Below are 24,035 nucleotides of genomic sequence, written 5' to 3' on the forward strand. Positions count from 1 at the left end.
TTTTTATTAAAAATAGCAACTACTTACTACACAAAACAGGCTTTTTGACGAGTGATGAGCAAACTGTGAAAATCGTGAAAAAGTGTATCATCCGGGGAGTCTGAATGCCACAGGTTTCATCATTTATGTAAAATTAACGCAACATTATTGCAAGCCTCTTTTTTTGCCTTAGATTTACAACCAGGGATGTAACAATCCGGACGCTACCAGATTCTAATGATTACCTAAACAATAGATCACAATGAAGAAAACCTTCGTACTATTATCGCTCCTCGCATTTGCCGGTTTCAAAGGGCAGGCGCAAGACCAACCCCGCTGGATGCAGCAGCCTGCGGTATCACCAGATGGTAAATGGATTGCTTTTGAATACAAAGGCAATATATTTAAAGTTGCCGCTACGGGTGGTGATGCCACACCGCTCACTATTGCCAGCTCTTATAATGGTTATCCGGTATGGAGCCATGACAGTCAGAAAATCGCCTTTGCGTCCGACCGTTACGGAAATTTTGATGTGTACGTAATGACTGCGGCAGGAGGAGAGGCTAACCGCCTTACTTTCAATTCCAGCCGTGATATTCCTTATGATTTTAATGCTGACAATTCACAGGTGATCTTTGGTACCGACCGTCACGATATTTACTCTTCGGCAAGGTTCCCGATGGACGCTATATTTACCAAACTTTATACCGTACCTGTAAAAGGCGGCAACAGCAGCCTGATCAGCAGTGCCGGAATGGAATATGCCCATTATAATGACAAGGGGGATCAACTGATTTTTCAGGATAGAAAAGGTTATGAAGATGCCTGGAGAAAACACCATACTTCTGCCATTACGCGCGACATCTGGACATATGATTTAAAGAACACCAGTTATAAAAAGGTTTCTTCCTTTAAAGGAGAAGACCGTGAACCTGTATGGGGCACCGGGGATACCTTTTATTACCTGTCCGAAAAAAATGGTAACCAGAACCTTTTCAAATCTTCATTAGCCAATACCGAACAGGTTACGCAGCTGACCACCTTTGAGAAAAACCCTGTACGTAACCTGTCACGTTCGGCAGATGGAAAAATGGTCTTTACTTATAATGGTGATATCTATACTTTAACGGAAGGTCAGCAACCCCAAAAATTGAACATTACGCTCAATGCAGGTTTTGCGGCCGACCAGATCGCGATGCTTCCCGTACGTGGTGAAGCTGCGGAAATGGCCGTATCTCCTGATGGAAAACAGGTTGCTTTTGTTTATCGCGGGGACATCTTTGTCACCTCTGTAGATGGCTCAACCACCAAACGTATCACCAATACGCCATACCAGGAGCGGATGGTGCAATTTAGTCCAGACGGACGTAAAATCCTCTATTCTGCAGAACACGAAGGTTCATGGGATATAGACCAGGTGACCATCGCCAATAAAAACGAGCCTTATTTTTACGCCGCTACCGTATTAAAAACGGAGTCCGTAATTGCCGGCCCGAAAGATGAATTTCAGGGCGTTTACTCGCCGGACGGCAAAAAGATTGCCTACCTGGAAGAAAGAAATATTTTAAAATCTTACGATGTAGCCGCAAAAACCGCTACGACCCTACTCGCTGAAGGCCTGAACTATTCCTATGCCGACGGTGACCAATACTTTACCTGGTCGCCCGACAGTAAATATATCCTTGCGCAATCCACCGAAGGTGGCGGATGGTTCCAGAATGAAGTGGTTCTGATCAAAGACGATGGATCCGGCAAGCGTGTCAACCTGACCGAGAGTGGATTCAGCGATGAGTTGCCACAATGGGGAATGGAAGGCAAGGCCATGTACTGGTTAACCGATAAAGACGGGATGAAAAACCTGAGTCGCGGGAGTCAGTCCGACATCTACGCGATGTTCTTCGATCAGCAGACCTGGGACAGGTTCCAGTTGAGCAAAGAGGACTTTGAACTGCGCACCGAAGCAGAGAAAAAAGATACCTCGGCAACAAAACCAGCACCAAAGAATCCAAAGAAAAAAGGAGCTGATGCGGCAGTTAAACCGGCAGCGCCATTCACCCCATATCTGAAAAACCTGGAAAACCGTACTAAACGCCTGACCATGGCTTCTACTGCAATCAGCGGTGCGAAACTTTCCAAAGACGGAGAAAAATTATACTTCCTTGCCAGGTACGACAAAGGTTTCGACCTGTGGGTAACCATGACCCGTACCAATGAAAGTAAAATACTGGCCAAACTCGATGCACAAGGCGGTGAACTGGAAATGAGCAAAGATGGTAAAGCACTCTTCGTACTCGCCAATGGCAACATCATGAAAGTAGGTATTGACGACGGTAAGGTAACACCCGTTCGTATCAACTCAGAAATGGAGCTGAATGCCTTAGGCGAAAGAGAGTACATTCTTGCACATACTTTCAAACAAGTGAAAAAGAAGTTCTTTGACCCTAAACTGCAAGGGGTGGACTGGGACTATTACTATAACAATTACAAACAGTTTTTACCCTATATCAATAACGATTACGACTTTCAGGTACTCCTGAGCGAATTCTTAGGCGAACTGAATGCATCCCATACAGGAGGCCGTTACAGTCCGGTATTCCCCGGTGCAGATGAAACTGCGGCCCTTGGTTTAACTTACGACCTTACCCGCACCACAGATGGCCTGCTCGTTAAGGAAATCATACCCGGTGGTCCTTTTGATATTGCAGGCACAAAAATGAAAGCCAATGCGGTCATCACCCACATCGATGGAACGCCGGTTACCGCTGCAGCAGACTGGTCAAAACTACTCAACCATAAAGCCGGAACCTTCACCAGAATCTCCTTCCGCGAAGCAAAAGCTAGTAATACTATTGAGGAAACCATCAAACCTATCAAACCTTCCGTAGAAACCAGAACACTCCTTTACAACAAGTGGGTCAAACTGATGGAACACCTGACAGACAGCCTTTCTGGAGGCAAAGTTGGCTACGTACACGTCCGTAGTATGGATGATCCAAGCTTCCGTGTCACCTTCGATAAAGTCCTGGGCAGAAACAAAGATAAAGAGGCCCTCATCGTAGACTCCCGTTTCAACGGCGGTGGCTGGTTGCATGACGACTTGGTTACTTTCCTGAGCGGTAAACTCTATTTCACCCTGCGTCCACAAGGGCACATCACTACCGGCGGTGAACCCCTAAACAAATGGACCAAACCAAGTTGCGTACTCATGAGTGAAAGTAATTATTCAGATGCATTCATGTTCCCTTACGCCTATAAAGAACTCGGCATAGGTAAACTGATCGGAATGCCTGTAGCAGGAACGGGTACTGCCGTATGGTGGGAAACACAAATCAATAACAGGATTGTCTTCGGTATCCCTATGATCGGTACTTACGGTGCCGGCGAAACCCACGCTACCGAAAATTACCAGCTGGAACCAGATATTCAGATCCTTAACGATTACAACAAAATCCTGAAAGGAGAGGACCAGCAACTCGAAGCCGCTGTTAAAGAAATGCTGCTAACCGTTAAAAAATAGATAAGGTTCATTTAACTATTTATCATCAAAAACCGCATCTTATCGATGCGGTTTTTTTTCTCCTCCTTTTTTAAACCCTGCCGGTCACCTCCCTGCATGTGCGGATACCTAAATAAAAATGCTGTGATATTTCCGACCTTCGACACTTTGCGTAGCAAAATGCCCCAATCTGTCGGTCACCTCCCTGCATGTGCGGATAAGTAAATAAAAATGCTGTGATATTTCCGACCTTCTACGTTTTGCGCAGCAAAAGGTAGGCAGGCGGAAATACACAGTATTTTTATTTTCATCGCACAATCCCCCCATTTCATCTACTAATTCCACCCCTCTGCCTCATTTAACATTTGGCCGTAGAATTATGCTGCACTTTAGCGAAATATCAAAATATCGTATGAAGTCAATTTTATTTTTACTGCTATTTTTTAACCTGCTGCTCATCCGGCAGGCCAGCGCACAAAACGTGCAGAACGATACCGCAAGGGTAAACAAGTTCATTACAGCCCCATTGGACCAGGTATTGGACGAACTCTCTGCTACCTATCAGATTAAGTTTGTGTTCGACAGGTCAGAGATGCACCTCCTCAGCGTGAGCGATCACTATTTTCAGGAGAAGGTCAAAGACGTGATCTCACAGATCTGTAAGTTCCACGGAATTTATTATGCCAAGCAACCCGACGGCACTTACTTTATCCTCGAAAAACCCGAAGATATTAGCCGGTTGAGAAGAGGAGCAGCCCAGTCGAAAAGCGGGGAAATGGGCAGCATGACCATTTCCTACAAAGAGCAGCAGGAAAAAGCCGCTGCACCTTTAAAACCCACCCGCAAGAACTTCTCCTTAGCCGGCAGGGTGACCGATAATGCTACCGGAGAGTCCCTTCCTGCGGCATTCATCAAAATCAGAGGTACTACCATTACCGCTGTGACCAATACAGACGGCTATTTCAATCTTCAGAACGTGCCCAGTGATACTGCGACTATACTCGTTTCCTATGCCGGGTTTCAACCATCCGTAGAAAGGCTTAATCCGGAAAGCGCGTTGCAAAAACTGGTCATCAGCCTATTGCCGGCAGATAATGCCTTAAACGAGGTAGTTATCAATGGTAAAAAAGATGGTGTGATGAATACCGATACCCGCAGGGTGAGTATAATCCAGCTTACACCTTCTAAGCTTTCCGAATTGCCAAATATTGGTGAAAGAGATATCCTGCGCGCCTTCCAGCTCATGCCCGGTGTGAGTGGAAGTAATGAATCCTCTTCCGGAGCTTATGTAAGAGGAGGGACGCCTGATCAGAATCTCGTCTTGTTTGATGGATTTACAGTATACCAGGTAGACCATTTATACGGTTTCTACAGTGCGTTTAATGTAAATGCCGTCAAAGATGTACAACTATATAAAGGTGGGTTCTCTGCTAAATTTGGTGGCAGGTTATCCAGTGTAACCGATATCAGCGGAAAAGATGGTAATAAAAAGACCCCCTCATTCGGTGTGGATCTCAGTCTGCTCAGCGTTAACATTTATGGAGAAACACCAGTATCAGATAAATCATCCGTATTATTCAGTCTGCGGAGGTCGTACCAGGGACCGCTTTATAATAAAATCTTTAATAAACTTAACAATACCACGACCACAACTACCGGCGGCGGGGGTGGAATGGGCGGTTTTGGTGGCCGCGGGGGCATGGCGAACAACCAGACCCAGGTCTCTTCCTGGTTTTACGACCTGAATGGTAAGTACACCTATACGCCTGACGATAAAAACATCATTTCCCTCAGCTTTTACAGCGGAAAAGATGACCTCGATAACAGCAGGGATTTAGGTATTCCAAGTGCAATATCTTCTACCGTAAACAGTTCCAGCATCACCGATCTTACTACATACGGAAATGTCGGCTCCAGTGCAAAATGGTCGCGGCGGTGGACCAATAAATTGTATTCCAATTCCCTGGTGAGTTATTCCAATTATTTCAGTAACCGCGATCGCAGTACGAGCAGCTCGATTACAGATACCACAGGAACAACCGCTACGGTAAATAACGGCACTTTTGAGAACAACAACCTGAAAGATTACAGTGCGAAATCTGACTGGGAATGGAATATTAACAATAGTGGTAAGCTCCTCTTTGGCGGTTTTGCCTCTGCACAGGATATCAAATATACCTATGCACAGAACGATACCAGTTTCCTGATCAATCAATATAATCGTGCCCTGAGCTTAGGTGGCTACGTGGAACTGGAGCAGAATTTTGGCAAACTGCGCGTGCAGCCGGGGATGCGTTTAACACATTATGACGTGACAGGTAAAAACTATATAGAACCAAGATTTTCGGCCAGTTATGCACTGACAGATAAACTGATGCTAAAAATGGCTACTGGTCGTTTTTACCAGTTCACTAACCGCGTAATCCGTGAAGATATCCTTTCCGGCAGCAAAGATTTCTGGGTGCTGGCCAATGGCAGTACCATCCCGGTAGGCAGTGCATTTCATTATATTTTAGGGACAAGTTACGAGACTGACAAATATCTTTTTAGTGTGGAAGCGTATTATAAAACACTGACAGGTCTCACCGAATACTCATTGCGGCAGACCGGTGGTGGCGGAGGTATGATGATGGGACCTGATGCGACCATCACCCTGGAAGAGAACTTTTATAATGGTAAAGGATATGCGAAAGGGATTGAGTTTATGGCCCAGAAGAAAGTGGGTAAGTATACCGGCTGGATCGGTTATACATTAGCAGAAGCATTTAATAAGTTCGAAGTATATGGCACAAATTATTTTCCTGCCAGTCAGGATGTAAGACACGAATTTAAGTCCATCAACATGTTCCATGAGGGGCGTTGGACATTGACTGCGACCTGGATTTATGCTTCTGGCCGACCCTACACAGCGCCTGTAGGCAGTTACACCATAGACCGCGCAGGGGCAGGCACAAAAACCTACTTTGTGATCAGTGGTAAAAACTCCGAGCGGTTAAAAGCGTATCACCGTCTCGATGCCGCGATTACCTATGATCTGATCAAAACCAACACTAAAAAGATAGGCACCATTGGTTTCTCTTTTTTCAATATTTACAACAGATCAAACACCTGGTACCGTGAATACTCTATTCAGGGCAATCAGGTGATTTCAACAGACGTCAACTATCTTGGTTTCACACCTAACCTTACACTCAGTTTAAAATGGTAACACTTTATAATACTCCTAAAACCGTCTTTCGCGGAATTCTATTGCTGCTCTGTTTATTTGCAGCCTGTAAAAAAGATACTACAGAAAATACCAGCATCCTGCCCGTGGTAGAAGCCTACCTGCTGCCCGGGAAAAATGTAGAGGTGAAGATTTCCCTGCAGAAAGGTCTGGTAGATACCAATGCCTACGGTGTTCCCATCAGCGGGCTGGCACTCCGGATATCTGATGGCACCGTCACAAAAACCCTTACAGAGGCGAAGGCCGGCCAGTACCTGCTTAAGGACTCCACATTTATAAAATCAACAGGCGTTTACAGTCTCCAGTTCACCTATAATGACCTGCCCGTAACAGCCAGTACTACAATGCCTGATAAACCATCCGGATTAACTGTATCAAAAGACACGGTGATTATTCCAAAGTTCACTTTCGGCACCACACCGACCGCCTTTATTCCTGTTACTGTGGCCTGGACAAATAGCGGTTCTTATAATCATATTCTCGTTTTCAAGTACCAGGAAACCTGGAAATCACTGATCTCGGATCGTTTCAACAGGGATACGACCACCAGTGTGGAACTGAATACGGTGCAGACCAGTAATTACGAGCTTTCCATGAATACTTTTAAATATTACGGAAGATATAAGGTCATATTGATGCGCGTAAATACAGAATATGTAGAAATGCTCAATAATTCAAGTACATCTTCACATAATTTAACAAATGCGCCGACAAATGTGAAGAATGGATTAGGTATTTTTACAGCGATGCAAGCCGATACTTTAAAATACAATTTGTTGGTTAAAGCAGAATAGCAAAAAACAAAAATATGAAGCGCTTGTCCGGCTGGACCTCAAATAAGTATATCATTTGTGCTGTCCATGTACTGTTCTGGATCCTGCTGCTGCTATTTCCATATTTCAGTGGTCCTGATAATCCCATATATTTTGAACATATGAAGTACAGGATGATCTTCAATCATAGCTTTGTGATCATCCTGTTTTATTTTAATGCCTATTATCTCTTTCCCTTCATCTACCGGAAAAAAGGCTGGCTAATCTATATCATTACTTTAGCTGGAACGGTTGCACTCCTGATGTATTCCTCCGCTCTGCTTCAGCAATACCTGATGCCTTTTCATGAATTTCCGGAACACAGCAGGAACATTCCCTTCGACCGTCCCCATCGTCCCGGTGGTGGGGCTTTGCCTTTCCCTATTTACATATTCATTATAGGCATCAGCTTTAGCTACCGGCTGATTACAGATAACACTATAGAAGAGAAAAAGCGCAAGGAACAGGAAACGGAAACCCTGAAAACGGAGCTTAACTTTTTACGGTCGCAGATTAGTCCCCATTTCATGTTCAATGTGCTGAATACGCTTGTGGCACTGGCGAGGAAGAAATCAGACCTGATGGAGCCGTCACTGATCCAGCTATCCACACTAATGCGTTACGTCTTATACGAAAGCAATCACAGCCGCATTCCGCTCAGCAGGGAAGTGGAATACCTCAGGAACTATATCGACCTGCAGGCCCTTCGTTTTGGCGACGATCTCAACCTGGAAATGGAAATTTCTGAAAATCTGGACGGATTTGAGATTGAACCGATGCTGCTGATCCCTTTTGTAGAAAACGCCTTCAAACATGGGATGGTGAACAGTGAAGAAGCCAGTCTGGTCATTCGCATCCATATTGACCCTGTGGCCTCTATGTTATTTTTTAAAGTAGAAAACCATATCGCACCGATGAGCAACAGTAAAGACCCTCATTCAGGCATAGGCCTCAAAAATGTGAGTCGCAGGCTCCAGCTTCTTTACGAGAACAAATATACCCTCAATACCCGGATACAGCATAATATTTTCACTACAAACCTAATAATAGAATTAAGATGATCAAATGCATGGTTGTTGATGATGAGCATTTCGCAAGAGAGCTGATCGAAGATAATATTCGCCTCGTACCATTTCTTGAGCTGGCCGCGAGCTGCAAAAATGTGAATGAAGCGATGAAAGTTATGGCTGCTGAGCAGATAGACCTGATTTTTATGGATATACAGATGCCTGGATTATCTGGTATTCAATGGCTTCAGAGCGGTTTGATGCAGGCACCTATGGTGATCATGATTACCGCCTATGCAGATTATGCCCTGGAAGGTTTCAACCTCAACGTACTGGATTATATCCTGAAACCAGTTGCATTCGATCGTTTTCTGAAAGCCTCTACCAAGGCGATGGAGCTTCACCTGTTGAAAAACAAACAGGCAGCACCTGCGGTTCCGGCAGAACAGAACTCCCTTTTTGTGAATTCGGACTACTCGCTGGTCAGGATCAACATGGATGACATTACCCATATAGAAGGCTTAAAAGACTACATCAAAATCTTTCAGCTGCGTGCAATGCGACCAACTGTACCACGTTTAACACTACACTATATGGAAGATAAACTTCCCTCTGATAAATTTCTGCGCGTACACCGTTCCTACATTGTGGCACTCGACAAAATCCAGTCCGTAAAAAAGAACAGGTTGTATCTTCCTGATGCAGATATCCCATTTACAGATAACTACAGGGATGAACTCATGCAATACATTAACAACAGGAGTTAAGCATTTGCTCAACTCCTCACACCAAAGGTATTCATCATCCGGTTAAAATTGCCCTTGATCACTCCATTCAATTCCTTTTGATCATAGGTCGCGGTCATTTTATCCAGCGTGCCCCACACATATAAGGCAAGTCTGATTTCCTGCATGCGGGCCTGTTGTAATTCTGGTGTAAGCGTACTGATATAGTCCATTTCCTGCAACAGGAAATCGTTCGTTTCCTTAGCCAGTTTATTTGCGCTGTTTATCCGGTTCAGTCCGTATAAATTTTCTGTGGTATACATACGGTTCAGGGTATCCCTGATGGAATAGTTTTTCATGGGCAGGTCTTTCATGCTTTTTTCCATGACTCTGGCTGACTGTACGGGTTTACCTTCCATTAATAAATTTGCTGCCAGTGTATTATTCAAATCCCATGTCCCATTCACTATTCTCCGCGATTCCGGATCCAGGTATTTTGCTTTGTGGAAAGCTGAGAAATCGAGTTTATTCATCATATTTGCATACATCACATCAGAATGCGTTTTGCTGGTTTTATCCCTGTCATCACCATTCGTTTTAAAAGGCAATAAACGATAAGCATATCCTTCCAGATACAGGTATTTGTCCAATCCCATGTAAGTATCATCCGACACTGTAGTCGCATAATAAACAGGCCTTTCCCAATTATTTGTCGCCAGGATATCGATCATTGCCAAGTCACCCTTTCCGGCGTACGCTTTGGTGAAGTTCCATTCCATTGCCGGTGTAACCATTTCTTTCTCTGCCGGATTTATCGTACCTGTTTTTATCAGCTGTTCCGCATTTATTGTCAGCCTAAACTTCCTTGTGGGCAGGAAATTCATAAAACTACCATCGGCCATCTGCACCTGATCTTCCTGATGATCAGATGTGAGTACGGCCAGCAAATCTTTCAGCTCTACACTGTCCTTAATGCCGTAATCTACATAAGGGAAGTAGTCTCTTACACCTGCTACATACTTTTCCTCCCGCATGCTGAGTGGCAAAGGAGCGGAGCGGTTGAGCTGTTTTTTTAGCTGGTTGAGATAGGCATCATCCGATAAAAACTGAATACAAATTACCCTGATATCCGTACGAAAACCTTCCACTTCCTGTGCATACCAGAGGGGGAAAGTATCATTATCCGCATTCGTAAACAGAATAGCATTCGGTGCACAGGAGTTCAGGTAATTTTTAGCCCAGGCTGCCGCTGTAGTTTTGCCCGACCTGTTATGGTCGCCCCAACCTTGTATAGCCATCAGCAGGGGTACAGCCAGGAAAGTGACAACCGCGGCACTATACACACTCATTTTGTTGCCAGCGATCCTGTTCAATACATCTTTTAAGGCAAGTACACCAAATCCTATGCAAATGGCGAAAGCATAAAATGAACCTGTATATGCATAATCCCGCTCTCTCACCTGCAGCGGATGCTGATTCAGATACAATATGATTGCTATCCCGGTGAAAAAGAAAAGCGTCAGCACAATTAACGCCGTCTGTTTATTTTTACGGTATAACCAGCAGAGTCCGGCAATACCGAGAAGCAGCGGAAAACTGTAATAAACATTATAGCCTTCATTGGCCGTGATACTTAAAGGCAGATCAGTCTGATTTCCCAGGCGCATGGTATCCAGAATTTTAATGCCAGATAGCCAGTTGCCGTTTTGCAAATCGCCTTGACCCTGGTTATCATTCTGTCGACCAGCAAAGTTCCATAGGAAGTAGCGCCAGTACATGAATCCCATTTGCCAGGACGTAAAAAACTGCATGTTCTTTACAAAAGATGGCGACTCACCATCCCGCAAGTTCAGCCAATCTTTGTAGAAATTCACATGATCCACATCCCTGCTGTAGGTTCTCGGAAACAGCAGGTTTTTATCGTATTTACTATCGTAAGTTTTACCCGAAACTTCATATCCTGATTTACCTTTTCTATAGGTATCGCCAGTCTCTTTATTTTCCAATAGCGTGGCATCAAAAGTATTACCATACGATAAAGGAGTGGAGCCATAATTCGTGCGTCCCAGATAACTATAAAGGGAAAAAGCATTATCAGGATTACTCAGGTTGATAGCCGGTTTGGCATTTGCCCGTATAATAATCATGAAATAAGAACTGAAGCCAAATAGAATGAACACCAGGCACAACAGACTCAGATTCAGCTTATATTTTTTAGTACGGATAGAGTAAGCTACCGCCCATGTTATTACTCCGCCGATCCCGATCACAAAAGCGATAGCGCCGGATCCGAAAGGAAGTCCGAGGCCATTCACGAAAAACAAATCAGTTTTTGCAGCGAAAAGCACAAAATACTGGATCACTGCGAATTGCACCAATCCCACGATCAAAATCCCCGCTGCAAAGGCCTTTAATGTGCCGGCGAGTGATACTTCCTTCGCTTTTTTGAAGTAGTAAACCAGTGCTACCGCGGGAATAACCAGCAAACTCAGCAAATGGACACCAATGGAAAGGCCTACAATGAAAGCGATGAAGAGCAGCCATTTATCATTCCCCTGACTTTCCCATTTGAGAATCGCCCAAAAAGTGATTGCCGTAAACAAAGAGGACAGGGCATATACTTCTGCTTCCACTGCTGAGAACCAGAAAGTATCAGAAAAAGTATAAGCCAGGGCACCAATTACACCTGCCGCGATTATACTCACCGATCTGGTTTTTATTTTCTCTCTGCTGAAGAGCTTTGCGCCAAGCGCCGTAATGGTCCAGAATAAAAACATAATTGTCCCTGCACTCGCTAATACAGCACTGAAGTTAATCCAGTAAGCTATTCTGGCGGTATCGCCCAGGGCCAGCAGGCTGAACATTTTTCCTATCATCAGAAAAAGTGGTGCACCCGGCTGATGACCCACCTGCAGTTTGTTTGCAGTGGCGATGAATTCCCCGCAATCCCAGAAACTCACCGTAGGTTCCATCGTTAGCCAGTAGGTGAGCAGGGCTACAGCAAATAGCAGCACACCAAACAGATGATTCAATCGCTGATGATCTTTCTTCTCGGCCGCCGTATTGATCATATTTCCAAATTCGGTATTGACCAGGTTTTCTACGCTACTGATCTCAAAACGATCTCCTTCCTGATGCTCCAATGCAGTGAGCACATGATCATAGAGCTCATCCAGCGTATCCTGTACAATAACAATCCCTGCCAGGTGCCGGCGTATCTCCAGTTGCTGTTGTGCTGTTACTTTCATGACAGTTTCGTTTTCAGGTTAAGTAACAGCTCCAGGTTTCCGATAAAACTTTTGGCTTCCTGCAGTTTGGTTTCCACTTCTTTCTGTCCTTCCTTAGTTAAGGAGTAATATTTGCGTACCCGGTTATCCACCAATTCCGTACTCGTGCTCAGCATGCCCTCAGCTTCCATTTTATGTAAAGAGGGGTACATGGAACCCTCAGTCAGTTTGATTTCACCATTAGTGATCTCTTTTACTTTCTGTGTGATTTCATAACCGTACATTTTCTCATTTTCCTGCAGCAATTTCAAAATGATGGTTTGTAAACTGCCCTTTAACATTCCGTTGGTTGTACTCATGCCACAAATATATAATTTTCCTTTATACATAGAGAAATTATGTATGCTAATTATCTGTATGTTAAGCATTGCATTCATGAAAATTGGCAGAAGAGAGACCCTATGCCTGCTATCTTTTCTAATGAGTTGTAATCCATTCGGGATTAACAACCTCTATGATCCTGAATTTTTTCAAACCCGCAGGAACTTTCCATACCACTTCTTCCGTTTTTCTGAAACCGATCAATGCCGCGCCGATAGGTGTGAGGATAGAGATTTTTTGTTGCTTGATATCCGCATTTTCGGGCATCACCAGTGTAAACTTCATTGTTTTTAAGGTATCCAGATCTAACAACTCTACAACGGAATTAATCCTGATACAGTGAGGAGGGAATGCATCGTTTTTAACAATAACTGCCCTGCCCAGCTCATTCGCTAAGGACATTTCATTATTTATCACTGTTTTTTTATTCGCATAGGATTTTAACAAATTAAAATCTTCCTGGGTCATGACAACCGCGTTCTGCATGTTTGTATTCATCATTATGTATTTAATTGAGCGGATGATTTTCCATCCTTAATTTATTGCTTTTGGTAAGACGGTACCTGCGTAGTTTCATTGCTTTTAACCGTTCAGGACTGGCTGTTTCGGGGCCAGTATAATTAGTTGGCTTAATTAAAGGGGTACAGAAATTGTTCTTCAAACGGTCTATCGCTTTACGTCTGTTGTTGACATGCAGCAGCATGACCAATCTTGACAGCAGTATAGAGATTACTGGAAACCAATAATTTGAGTTAAATAGTGCTACAATAAGCAATATACAATTCAGCACTAAAAATATGGGTGTAAAATAGCGTTTAGCCGGAAGCCTGTTAAGATTTCGCAACATGATAAAAACGGTAAAATGAATAAAGGACTGAGATGGGTACAACCCCGGTCCGGAAATTTTTTATCAGGCCCGGGGAGAAGTATTGAAGTCCTTGAAATTCGAGAAAAAATACATTTTACAGCAGAAGCAATGGCTCAGGGGAGCCAGCTCATATAATATCGCTGTCTTTTGTTTCTTCATTCTTATAAAATTAATCAATTTAAGACAGAAAACAAAATCTCTTTTCTGAATTTTTAATTTATGCTTTTACCGTTACCACTCCAAGGTATTTTGACGGGGAAACCAGTTTTCCATCCGCAGAGGTCAGTACCATATAACAAAAAACTTCATGGCCTACAGTATTTTTGGGGGCAATGTAAGTGAACGTCAGGTCGTCTCTTTTGATCTGCCCTCTCATGTCAAACCTGTCCAGCTCTTTATGATAGAAGACCAGCAGTACCTGATCATCCAGCTGCGTAGACTTTAATGGGAATGGGTTCAATTCCCAGCTAATCTTAATCTGAAGCGCTGTATCTGACTCCAGCACCGGCTTCCAGACAGTTTGTGTAGATTTGATGGGTTTGCTGAGTTGAATTTTACTCAAATCAAAAAAGCGATTTTTTTCGTCTCCAACAAGTGCATTCTTGATGTGATAAGATACCGCAGCATTCATTTTTGTCATTTCCGGATATTTGGGCTGCTGATAACCGATATTTATAATCCCTAACAGAGGCGACAAAAATGAGGACACCAGTTTCATAATTCCTATCTGTGCCAGCTGTTTTTCTGACGGTAGTTTCTTTTTCCTTACTATATTGGACCGCATGGTCTCTATGGACATCCAGGAGCTCAGCGTAACTGTTCCTACTTTTCCTCTATATCCTCCAAGTATGGAGCCTCCACTTGTGGTTGCCATAATTACCAGCTAAATTGTCCAAGGTAAACACTGTTGGATATGTTCTTTCTGTCGTCACTGACGAAGGCTATATAGATTTCCATCTCAGCGTCTTTTTCTATACCTTCCAGGATTAACAAATCTGATCCCAGGTGACGCTGCGCTCCTCCGCTGATATAACGGCTTTCACCCAATGCAGCGAAAAAGGCCAGGATAATCACCTGATCGCTATAGAAGGTCTTTTTAGGGATCAGTGAGGTATCCCAGTGGATAGCAATTCCTTCTTCAGTAACTTCAGTAGCGATCACCTCAGGAGCAGGCATTAGTCCTTTAGTTACCAAAACTTTAGAAAAATCAATTTTTCTCTCTGGATATTCGCCCACAACAGCATTTTTTCTGATGTGTTTTACCATCGCATTGTTTGGGTTATCCTGTAAAATACCGGCTTCAATGTCATAGCCAATTTTTACAAACTCTTTAAGCGGTTTCATGAATTGCGCACAGATAGCGGTGTCATTCATGATTGGCAGCTGACCTGGTGCAGCGGGTTTGGTTCTTTTTCCGTTTTTTCTTTTGACCACAGTCTTTCCATTGGGGAGCTGATAATAAGTTAATCCATCAACGGTCCCGGAGAATCCTACATAAGGGCCTTTTGTAACGATCGCCATTTCTTTTTAAAATTTAAAGTGAATAATTATTTGTCTTAGGAGGTTAAAAAGCAGTGCAGTTAAACCGATTTGAATGGAGTATCATGTGTCCTTCACTATCATTTTAAGCTGCATTCTTTAAACCGTCATATCTTAAATCTAAGTTAAGTCGTTAGCAATGATTTAATTACAGTTATTTGTGTGAAAATGCATTTTAGATGAAATATTATTCTTTAAGGTATAACGTATAGGAGCTGATCCGATACAGTTCCTAGTCTGAGTTGGGTTTGCAGGGTTATTTAGGGATTATTTTACCATGTTTATAGCATATCATATGTACCCCTAATTTACTATTGAACTACCACTATTATACCAAAATGGTAAATTAGAGGTATTTAAGTAGTAGAATTGGTGTAAATATGGGGTACATAAGGTATGGCATTAGTATGGTTAAAATATTTTTAAAGTACCCTGCCGGACATACCAGTATACCCGTCAATTACGGATAGGCTATAGGCAGATCGTACACCTGAGATAACAGTATTGAAATCAAACCATCAGGAACATATTTGGGATGGGTCATCAATCCTTATAATCGCCCTGGCTTCATAATGTTAAAAAAACAATATAATCAGATGAAAAAGGTATTTTTGCCCGCGTTAATATAATTGCTATAGCAGGTGCAGATGATCATCTTTAAAATAACCCTAGATTCATGATACAAAAGAGCTTAATATGCTTATTCTTTTTACTTTACGCTTTCTCTCCGGCATCTGCCCAGCAGAAGTTTACGATTAGCGGAACCATCAGAGATGCTGCAACGGGAGAAACCCTCATTGGTGCAACCGTTAAAATTCAGGGAACAACTCAGTCGTTTGGTACTTCCAGTAATGCATACGGATTTTATTCACTGACAGGCAATAGCGGAGAATACAATCTTATTGTCAGTTATACCGGTTACGAAGCCACAACCAAGAGGATTACACTCAGCTCTTCGGCTAAGTTCAATTTCGAGCTTAAACCAGATAAGGGAGCGCTGGATGAGGTGGTGATCACCGCGGGCTCCAGAAAAAATGACAATGTCCGCAGTCCGCAAATGGGACTGGACAAGCTTAATATGAAAGATCTCGATAACGTTCCGGTACTTTTTGGTGAGAAAGATGTGCTGAAAACGATCCAGATGCTGCCGGGTGTGAAATCTGGCGGAGAAGGAAATACGGGTTTTTTCGTACGTGGTGGCGCAGCCGATCAGAACCTGATCCTGCTGGATGAAGCAACCGTTTACAATTCTTCACATTTGCTGGGTTTCTTTTCCACTTTCAACGCAGATGCCATCAAAGATGTAAGTCTGTACAAAGGAGGGATGCCGGCGCAGTATGGCGGCAGGTTATCTTCGGTGCTTGATGTTAAAATGCAGGATGGTAACAATAAGGAATTTGGTGTTGAAGGAGGGATAGGATTAATCGCTTCCCGCATTAAAGTAGAAGGACCGATTGTAAAAGACAAAGGTTCGTTTATGGTCAGCGCCAGGAGAACTTATATAGATCTCCTGTTAAAGGCTTCGCCGGATTCTTCGCTCAACAGCAATACACTGAATTTTTATGACATCAACGCCAAGCTGAATTACCAGTTTGACGACAAGAATACCATTTTTGTTTCAGGTTATTTTGGACAGGATAATATCGGGATCAAAGACTTATTTGCTAACGACTGGGGCAATACCACTGCTACGGTGAGATTAAATCACGTTTTTAATGATAAACTGTTTTCCAATACTTCCTTCATTTTCAATAAGTACAATTACGCGATTGAGCTGCTTGATGCAGATAACAATGCGCGGGTGACCTCATTGATCAGGGATTTTAACCTGAAACAGGATCTCCAGTATTACAGCAATAAACATGTGATCAGGTTTGGTGCGCAGGCTACGCATCACCGTATTGCACCGTCAGATATTACTACAACAGGGAATTCAAGTTTTAATCCGCTATCGGTAGAAAACAGATATGGATTAGAATTGGCTGCTTATGCGTCTGATGAATGGACGATCACTGATAAGTTCAATATACTTTATGGTTTACGCGTTAGTTCTTTCTCCCTGCTCGGTCCGGGTACTTTCAGTACTTATGATAACATGGGAGAGATTGCTTCATCTACGACCAGCGGGAGCGGTGACTTTGTGAAAACTTATATTTATGCCGAGCCGAGATTTTCTGCCAGTTATAGTTTAAATGAAGAAAATTCGATTAAGGCTTCTTATAACCGCAACACACAGAATATACATATCCTGACGAACGCCAATACCGGCTCACCAACAGACCAGTATGTAATGAGCAGTAACAATATTAAACCAGAGCTCGCCGATCAGGTGGCAATGGGTTATTTCAGGAACAGCAAAGACAATTCTTTCCAGTTTTCGGGAGAGGTGTATTATAAGTGGCTGCAGAACCAGATCGACTATAAAGACGGTGCCCAGCTTACCGCCAATGCAAATGTAGAATCGGAGTTGCTTTATGGTGTTGGTCGCGCTTATGGTCTGGAGCTTTATGCTAAAAAAACAAAAGGCAAATTAACAGGATGGGTAAGTTATACGCTGTCTAAAACAGAACGCAAATTTGATGAAATCAATGAGGGTAACTATTTTAATGCAAAACAGGACCGTACACATGATCTGGCAGTGGTAGGTATTTACAACCTTAATCCAAGGTGGACTTTCTCTGCAAATTATATTTACAGCACGGGTAATGCCGTCACTTTTCCGGCAGGAAAATACAATACTGGTGGATTGACTACATATTTTTATACCGCACGTAATGCCGACAGAATGCCCTATACCTCCAGACTGGATATCAGTGCAACACTGAAAGCTAAACAGACCGCAAAGTATCAATCCAGCTGGAGTTTTGGTGTATATAACGCCCTTAACCGCAAAAATCCTTATTCGATACAGTTCAGAGATAAAAAGAGCGATCCTACGCAAACGGAAGCAGTGCAAACGAGTCTTTTCGGTATTATTCCCTCTATCACTTATAACTTTAAATTCTAATTGTCATGTTAAAATATATCATATACTCCTGCTTTTTTATCATTGTCTCCTTAAGTATGGCTTCCTGTGAAAAAGTGATCGACGTGAAACTGAACACTTCTCCCAATCAGGTCGTCATAGAAGGGAATATTAACGATCAACCCGGTGTACAGACCATTACGATGAGTGAATCAGTACCTTATACGACCAGCAATCAGTATCCGCCCATAACAGGAGCGCAGGTTTTGGTAACAGATGAATCCAGCCGTAGCTGGGTCTTTACGGAAACTAAACCCGGGACTTATACTTCATCAGCTTTGCAGGGGCAGATCGGCCAGCAATATACCATGAAGGTCATCTCAAAAGATATTACTTATACCGCAGTATCTACGATACCCACATTGGTCAATCTGGACAGTTTAAGTATCAAGGTAATCACCTTCGGCAGCGAAGATTTTAAGGCGGTTGAGGTTCATTTTAAAGATCCTGCAGACCGGGTTAACCAGTATCGCTGGGTAATGAAGATTAATGGTGTGCAGATCAGGGTTGTTTATGCGGATAATGACAGATTGAGCAATGGGAATGATGTGGTTAACGTGCTGTTTTACAGCGATGATGAAAATGAAAAACTGAAAGCCGGAGATGAAGTGGAGGTGGAGATGCAATGCATTGATAAACCGGTCTTCAACTATTGGTTTACTCTGAGTCAGCAGTCGCAAAACGGACCGGGTGGGGGTGTTACGCCGGGAAATCCGCCTTCTAATATTGACAATAAAGCACTTGGTTATTTTAGTGCACATACATCGCAGAAGATGAAGGTCACTGTAAAATAGTCATTGATAAAGGGCTTATAAAAAGAAAGCGGAAATGATCAATCCGATCATTTCCGCTTATCTAAATTAACGCTCTCATATACTAAAGCGTAATTAAATCCGGAATATTGTGCAGGTAGTAAATTATTTTAAAAATTTAAATGCACGCCGCTAAACTAACTGTTGGTAATGATAAGATTTATCAATGCTGTTTTTCTTTTTCAATTTCTGCTTTGAGTCTTTGATTCACATCTATGGTTGGATTCATAAAAACGAAGATCTTTGTGCCATATTCCCTGGCTAGCGGATTGTTTACTGAATCGGCCACAAACGATTTCCTGAAAAAAGGACTTGTTTTTTTGAACTCATCATTGCTACCGTTAAAATCTTTGACCCTGATAAAATTGTCAGTTTTCTTTTCAAGATTAAACCAGTTGATATAGTCGGCATTAAACGAAACCGCTTTGATATTTTTGTTTTTAACGTAATAATTGATTGCACCCGCCTGACCGTAATTGTCGCAAACAATCAGCGTTTGAGTGCCTTTCGGTAATCCATTATAAACAGTCTCTACTTTTGCAGCCAATTCCTTCCAACCCAGCATATCCGCAAAATCCTGTGGCAATGTATGATCTTTTCCATCTTCCCAGCGTAACAAACCGAGCTTTTGATAGGAGTCTTTCTTTTGAGCGATTTCTCCGGGGCTTTCAACCGTGAAAAAAACATGATACAATAACACATAAAATATGATCGGAATCGCCAGAAGTACCGGGCGCAAATAAACCGTCCGGCCATTTCGCAGCACATCCCCCAGAAAAACCGAACCCAGAGCAAGATAAATAGGATAGATGCCTATAGCATAATAACCCTTGGCCCTGAAATAGGTAAAAGTGACCAGTGTAAATATCATCGACCAAAATAAAAATCTGAATCTTTTTAAGGGTGCATAGAATTGAACTGCATATAGTGAGGCAACAATAACGGGGAATGCACCTATGAAATAGAAAACCTGTTCTTTTAAAAATAACCATCTGCTTACATGTATCAACTGGGTTGCAGTTAGTTCTGCGAGATGATGGAAAACCGGAAAGCCATTGTTATATTGCCAATACAGATTGGGAGAGATCAACAAACAAGACAATAAAATTGACAGGTATAAATGTTTATTCAGGAAGATTTTTCTTTGATCAGTGATGAGCAAAGCAGGAACCAGTCCGATAACCAGGAACACGATATTGTATTTATTTAGAAAGCCGAACGCAAAAACAATGGCGGCTATATATAGCCATTTTGGTTTTTCCTGACTAAAGTATTTGATTACGGAAAAATAGAGCGCCGTCCAGCATAAAATGTCCATTGAATTGGGCTGAAATAATAAGTTGACCCTTAACAATACGGAGAGCAGCATACAGGTTGCTCCTAAAATCAATGCATAAAGATTTCCCCTGAGCTCTTCGATAGTTTTCCATACAATGACCATCGTCAGCGCCCCAAATAGTGCGGGAAAAAATTTAACCCAGAAAACAGCATTGCCGAAAGCCTTGATGATAAAGGAGATCCATGAGGTAAAAGGCGGTATGGATAGATAGCCCCAGGCAAGATGGTCTGCCTGATTCAGATGTAAAAACTCGTCACGTTGTAAATCGTAATGGGGATTAATGAGTAAATACTGCAGCAGAAATTTAGCCAGAATAAATCCTGAGAGGATCAGCGTTTTTTTTGTCATTACGAGCATTATTAAATTATTAGCCCTTTAGGATTGATTAAGGGATTGATAGTTAGTGATCTGCATACTTGGTATCTCCGTATTGCTAAAGTATCATTAATTTCATAAAAATATCAAATGTATTTTTCCTTAAGCTGGTTAGCGGCAGGAGGGACCATAATTGAAGAAGCCTCCAGATCAAATACTCTGAAGGCTTTCTTTTGATTTTATGTGCTTAAGACAACAATCAATATATTTGATATGGACTGTTGTCTTAAGCACAATATCAACTGAGTTCTTATGCAGTAAACGCTAGAACGTATAGCGGAGCGTTACACCATATGTCCGCTGATCGCCGAGTACCGCTGCATAGTGACCAGCATTACCACCTGCCGGCAACAATTGCTCGAAATAGTCTTTGTTCAGCAAGTTACGTCCCCATAAATAAGCTGATAAACCGCTGATCGTTTTATAACCTATCCTTCCGTTAATTAAAGTATAACCGTCGATGTTAAGATAGGCTGATGGAGATGGACTGGAAGAGAAACCCGACCGGAAAGAGCCATCTGCGGCTATGAAGAATTTTGATTCCTTAGTAAAAAACTGAGTGGGGATTGCGAATTCGCCACCTAACGATCCGGCCCATTTAGAGATACCTGGCAGACGGCCACCGGAAATGTCTTTGAAGGCCACCTGCGCACCATTCACTGTTAGACCTGTTTCTTCAAGCGGGAGTGGGGCATTGGTGAAACTCACATATTTGGCATCGGTATAGGCCGCATTTCCATAGAAGGAGAAATATTGATTGGCTCTGATGTTCGCATCCAGTTCCACACCACGGACACGTACCTTTTCGGCATTAGCCAGGTAACCGCGGTTCACACCAATTTCGGGCGACTGTACATTGGTCTGGTAGTTTTTGATATCGGAGTTATGGACCGTAACGTTTAAAGTAATGTTGTCGGTTGGATTGGTTTTAACCCCCACTTCATAATGTTTGGTGTCTTCCGGTTTGATTACTGCCAGGTCTGTTGCTGCTGCGCCATTAACCGTTGGCAGACCAGACACGTTTACTCCAATTGGTTTAAAGCTGGTGGAATACGTGGCAAACGCATTTACACGTTTGTTTGGCCGGTATGAAGCAGTAAGGGAATAGGTGAAGTTATTCTCATCCGCATCCGCTACGTAAGACTGGTTGGTGTAGACCAGGTTTTTTAAGGCGAGCAATGCAGGATCGGTAGTTTGTAAACCTCCGTAGGTAGTTCTATCATAGGAAACGTCCTTTTTATCATAGTTGAAACGTATCCCTGGTAATAAATGTAAGCCAGGTAAAAGTTCCCAGTCCAGGTTAGCGAAGGCCGCTGCACTTGAGGATTTGATGGAGAACCTGTTTCTGACACCGAAGCCTTCAAAAAGTCCCGGTGTTTTCCATAATTCACTGGTTGTGCTTTGTGAGAAACGCCAGGTAGCCGAGCCGGATTCCTCAATTGCGACAGGGTCAGTCTGCACTTCCTGGTTGATATAAAAGAGACCTACTACACCACTTAGTTTGTCAGAAAGCTCACCAGCATAGCGGACTTCCTGCGACCAGTTCTGGTGTTTGGAGTAATTATTTGATTTGGCTAAAGACTGTAAGCCGGTAAAATCCCTGTCGTTCGACGGTTCCCATTTCCAGTAACGCCATGCAGTAGTAGACGTTAATGTTCCCGGACCGATTTTTAGGTCGGCATTAAGGGAAATACCTCCTAAATCATTACCGGAATTCCAGGGTGTATCGTGATCTACTTTCCTGTCGAAAGCATTCAGACTAGGCAGTACATAACCAAGATCTGCAATAATTGCGTTGAACTGACGATAAGCTGGTCGCTGTGTAGTGACCACTCCTGCAACCACCTGGGCATAACCATCTGGTCGCTGGCGCGAATTATCTGCCGCAAGCAAAATAGACAGATTATCTGTAGGCTGGAATAACAACTGACCGCGGAAACCCAGGTTATTGATATCATTGATATTCTTGAGTGTACGTATGTTTTCAATCAAACCATCACGCTGTGTGCCGGAGAAGGACAAACGACCGGCAATTTTTTTACTTAAGGGACCTGTGATTGATGCTTTCGCCTGGATATATCCGAAATTACCAAAGCTGCTTTCGAAACTTGCATTCGGTGTAAAACTCGGTTTGCGGGTAGTGATACTAATGGCTCCGGAACTGGTGTTTTTACCAAACAGCGTTCCTTGTGGTCCGCGTAATACTTCTATCCTTTCTACATCAATGAAGTCGAGCGTACCTGCAGCAGGACGCGCGTAATATACGCCGTCTACATAAAAACCTACACCCGGATCAATACCATCATTGGTAAGACCGAATGTTGAACCTAGTCCGCGGATATTCAGTGTCGTATTTCTTGGGTTGGAAGAATAAAATTGAACCGATGGAACAAGTTCTTTTACCCTGTTCACATTGAAAGCACCCGATTCATCGATCTGGTTACCACCAATTACTGAGATCGGAATAGGCACATCCTGTAATGCTTCTGAACGTCTTCTGGACGTCACAACTATTTCATCCAGCAGGGCGTTTTCAACAAGGATCAATTCCAATGGCGTGTCCTGAATTTTCAGGATTTGAAAGTCCTGTGCTTTATGTCCGACAGCACTTACCTGCAGGTAGAATGGGGGATCCTGCTTTGCATCAATACTAAATGCGCCATTTTCATCTGCACTTACGGAGATATTCGTACCTCTTATTTTAATGGTAGCCTTTGGTACTGCAGCGCCATTACTGTGCTTTACAATACCTTTTATTGTACTCTGGGCAAAAGCAAAACTTGCTGTAAGTAAAAAGGACAGGAGGAGGAGTAAATTTTTTTTCATGATCTGGAGAGTATATAATTTGGTTTTTCGGTTATACGCAATTGATGCGCGTTGATTGATTTAAAAAATGTTTTGGCTTAGGGCAGATTGCAAATCAGGATCTTATAAGAGTTTTATCGCCTTATATTTTTTTGAATTTGCGGGTAGGGTTGGCGTTCATTGTTAAACGGTCAGCAACCTGGAGAGATAGATCAACAACAACAACCTATCTGGAAGAGCTTTTCTTCGATAGGTGATGCGGTGTGACTTGAAATAAAATGCAGATCAGTTTTCATCTGGTTTGTATTGTATAACAGGTGATTATCAATACAAATATATTAATATTATTGGTATTACATATTAATACTATGGAATTAGTAGATTATATTTTAATCTCATGCGCTGACCCTTCTTTCGAC

General features: G+C 42.7%; 15 protein-coding genes. 7 read left to right on the forward strand and 8 right to left on the reverse strand.

What is annotated here, in order from left to right; translation table 11 throughout:
- The first annotated feature begins 241 nt into the window (after positions 1-241).
- From OQX62_RS08295 to OQX62_RS08315, 5 genes are all read left to right on the forward strand, one after another.
- A complete protein-coding gene (locus OQX62_RS08295; RefSeq protein WP_265831004.1) occupies positions 242-3,496 on the forward strand; it encodes a S41 family peptidase in 3,255 nt (1,084 codons plus the stop codon).
- 391 nt (positions 3,497-3,887) lie between these two features.
- A complete protein-coding gene (locus OQX62_RS08300; protein WP_265831005.1) occupies positions 3,888-6,683 on the forward strand; it encodes a TonB-dependent receptor in 2,796 nt (931 codons plus the stop codon).
- Complete coding sequence (locus OQX62_RS08305; protein ID WP_265831006.1) at positions 6,677-7,495, forward strand: DUF4249 family protein; 819 nt, start codon at positions 6,677-6,679, stop codon at positions 7,493-7,495. The genes OQX62_RS08300 and OQX62_RS08305 overlap by 7 nt, the downstream gene beginning before the upstream one ends.
- A 14-nt stretch (positions 7,496-7,509) precedes the next feature.
- Complete coding sequence (locus tag OQX62_RS08310) at positions 7,510-8,574, forward strand: sensor histidine kinase (RefSeq protein ID WP_265831007.1); 1,065 nt, start codon at positions 7,510-7,512, stop codon at positions 8,572-8,574.
- Complete coding sequence (locus tag OQX62_RS08315; RefSeq protein ID WP_265831008.1) at positions 8,571-9,287, forward strand: LytR/AlgR family response regulator transcription factor; 717 nt, start codon at positions 8,571-8,573, stop codon at positions 9,285-9,287. Before OQX62_RS08310 ends, OQX62_RS08315 begins: the two co-directional genes overlap by 4 nt.
- 8 nt (positions 9,288-9,295) lie before the next feature.
- Here OQX62_RS08315 and OQX62_RS08320 read toward each other — a convergent pair whose 3' ends face one another.
- The 6 genes from OQX62_RS08320 to OQX62_RS08345 all read right to left on the reverse strand — a co-directional run bounded on the left by OQX62_RS08320 (position 9,296) and on the right by OQX62_RS08345 (position 15,242).
- Complete coding sequence (locus OQX62_RS08320) at positions 9,296-12,493, reverse strand: DUF2723 domain-containing protein (RefSeq protein ID WP_265831009.1); 3,198 nt, start codon at positions 12,491-12,493, stop codon at positions 9,296-9,298.
- The gene (locus OQX62_RS08325) at positions 12,490-12,831 is read right to left on the reverse strand and encodes a PadR family transcriptional regulator (protein WP_265831010.1); all 342 of its coding nucleotides are present in this window, start codon (positions 12,829-12,831) and stop codon (positions 12,490-12,492) included. Before OQX62_RS08325 ends, OQX62_RS08320 begins: the two co-directional genes overlap by 4 nt.
- A gap of 118 nt (positions 12,832-12,949) precedes the next feature.
- Positions 12,950-13,354, reverse strand: coding sequence for a GreA/GreB family elongation factor (locus OQX62_RS08330; protein ID WP_265831011.1), 405 nt, complete (start codon positions 13,352-13,354; stop codon positions 12,950-12,952).
- Between the two features lie 7 nt (positions 13,355-13,361).
- Complete coding sequence (locus OQX62_RS08335) at positions 13,362-13,700, reverse strand: hypothetical protein (protein ID WP_265831012.1); 339 nt, start codon at positions 13,698-13,700, stop codon at positions 13,362-13,364.
- Between the two features lie 238 nt (positions 13,701-13,938).
- Positions 13,939-14,595: a DUF6266 family protein gene (locus OQX62_RS08340; RefSeq protein ID WP_265831013.1), complete on the reverse strand. Its 657-nt coding sequence runs from the start codon at positions 14,593-14,595 to the stop codon at positions 13,939-13,941.
- A 2-nt stretch (positions 14,596-14,597) separates the two neighbouring features.
- On the reverse strand, positions 14,598-15,242 hold the full coding sequence (locus tag OQX62_RS08345; RefSeq protein ID WP_265831015.1) for a DUF6266 family protein: 645 nt from the start codon (positions 15,240-15,242) through the stop codon (positions 14,598-14,600).
- Positions 15,243-15,936: 694 nt separating this feature from the next.
- Between OQX62_RS08345 and OQX62_RS08350 the strand changes: the two genes are divergently transcribed.
- Positions 15,937-18,267: a TonB-dependent receptor gene (locus OQX62_RS08350; RefSeq protein WP_265831016.1), complete on the forward strand. Its 2,331-nt coding sequence runs from the start codon at positions 15,937-15,939 to the stop codon at positions 18,265-18,267.
- 5 nt (positions 18,268-18,272) lie between these two features.
- Positions 18,273-19,079 carry a DUF4249 domain-containing protein gene (locus OQX62_RS08355; RefSeq protein WP_265831017.1) on the forward strand — a complete coding sequence of 269 codons (807 nt, stop codon included), beginning with the start codon at positions 18,273-18,275 and terminating at the stop codon, positions 19,077-19,079.
- Positions 19,080-19,260: 181 nt separating this feature from the next.
- Here the strand turns inward: OQX62_RS08355 and OQX62_RS08360 are convergent, their stop codons facing one another.
- Positions 19,261-20,784, reverse strand: a complete 1,524-nt coding sequence (locus OQX62_RS08360; protein ID WP_265831018.1) for a glycosyltransferase family 39 protein — start codon at positions 20,782-20,784, stop codon at positions 19,261-19,263.
- A 291-nt stretch (positions 20,785-21,075) separates the two neighbouring features.
- Positions 21,076-23,637 carry a TonB-dependent receptor gene (locus OQX62_RS08365; RefSeq protein ID WP_265831019.1) on the reverse strand — a complete coding sequence of 854 codons (2,562 nt, stop codon included), beginning with the start codon at positions 23,635-23,637 and terminating at the stop codon, positions 21,076-21,078.
- Positions 23,638-24,035: the final 398 nt, after the last annotated feature.

The sequence above is a fragment of the Pedobacter sp. MR2016-24 genome, assembly GCF_026239655.1.
Classification (GTDB): Bacteria; Bacteroidota; Bacteroidia; order Sphingobacteriales; family Sphingobacteriaceae; genus Pedobacter.

Bases quoted from the DNA above. Each gene is read 5' to 3' on its own strand.
- OQX62_RS08310 (WP_265831007.1), top strand. From the start codon at position 7,510: ATGAAGCGCTTGTCCGGCTGGACCTCAAATAAGTATATCATTTGTGCT.
- OQX62_RS08360 (WP_265831018.1), bottom strand. From the start codon at position 20,784: ATGACAAAAAAAACGCTGATCCTCTCAGGATTTATTCTGGCTAAATTT.
- OQX62_RS08330 (WP_265831011.1), bottom strand. From the start codon at position 13,354: ATGATGAATACAAACATGCAGAACGCGGTTGTCATGACCCAGGAAGAT.
- OQX62_RS08355 (WP_265831017.1), top strand. From the start codon at position 18,273: ATGTTAAAATATATCATATACTCCTGCTTTTTTATCATTGTCTCCTTA.
- OQX62_RS08295 (WP_265831004.1), top strand. From the start codon at position 242: ATGAAGAAAACCTTCGTACTATTATCGCTCCTCGCATTTGCCGGTTTC.
- OQX62_RS08340 (WP_265831013.1), bottom strand. From the start codon at position 14,595: ATGGCAACCACAAGTGGAGGCTCCATACTTGGAGGATATAGAGGAAAA.
- OQX62_RS08300 (WP_265831005.1), top strand. From the start codon at position 3,888: ATGAAGTCAATTTTATTTTTACTGCTATTTTTTAACCTGCTGCTCATC.
- OQX62_RS08305 (WP_265831006.1), top strand. From the start codon at position 6,677: ATGGTAACACTTTATAATACTCCTAAAACCGTCTTTCGCGGAATTCTA.
- OQX62_RS08345 (WP_265831015.1), bottom strand. From the start codon at position 15,242: ATGGCGATCGTTACAAAAGGCCCTTATGTAGGATTCTCCGGGACCGTT.
- OQX62_RS08325 (WP_265831010.1), bottom strand. From the start codon at position 12,831: ATGAGTACAACCAACGGAATGTTAAAGGGCAGTTTACAAACCATCATT.
- OQX62_RS08365 (WP_265831019.1), bottom strand. From the start codon at position 23,637: ATGAAAAAAAATTTACTCCTCCTCCTGTCCTTTTTACTTACAGCAAGT.
- OQX62_RS08315 (WP_265831008.1), top strand. From the start codon at position 8,571: ATGATCAAATGCATGGTTGTTGATGATGAGCATTTCGCAAGAGAGCTG.
- OQX62_RS08350 (WP_265831016.1), top strand. From the start codon at position 15,937: ATGATACAAAAGAGCTTAATATGCTTATTCTTTTTACTTTACGCTTTC.
- OQX62_RS08320 (WP_265831009.1), bottom strand. From the start codon at position 12,493: ATGAAAGTAACAGCACAACAGCAACTGGAGATACGCCGGCACCTGGCA.
- OQX62_RS08335 (WP_265831012.1), bottom strand. From the start codon at position 13,700: ATGTTGCGAAATCTTAACAGGCTTCCGGCTAAACGCTATTTTACACCC.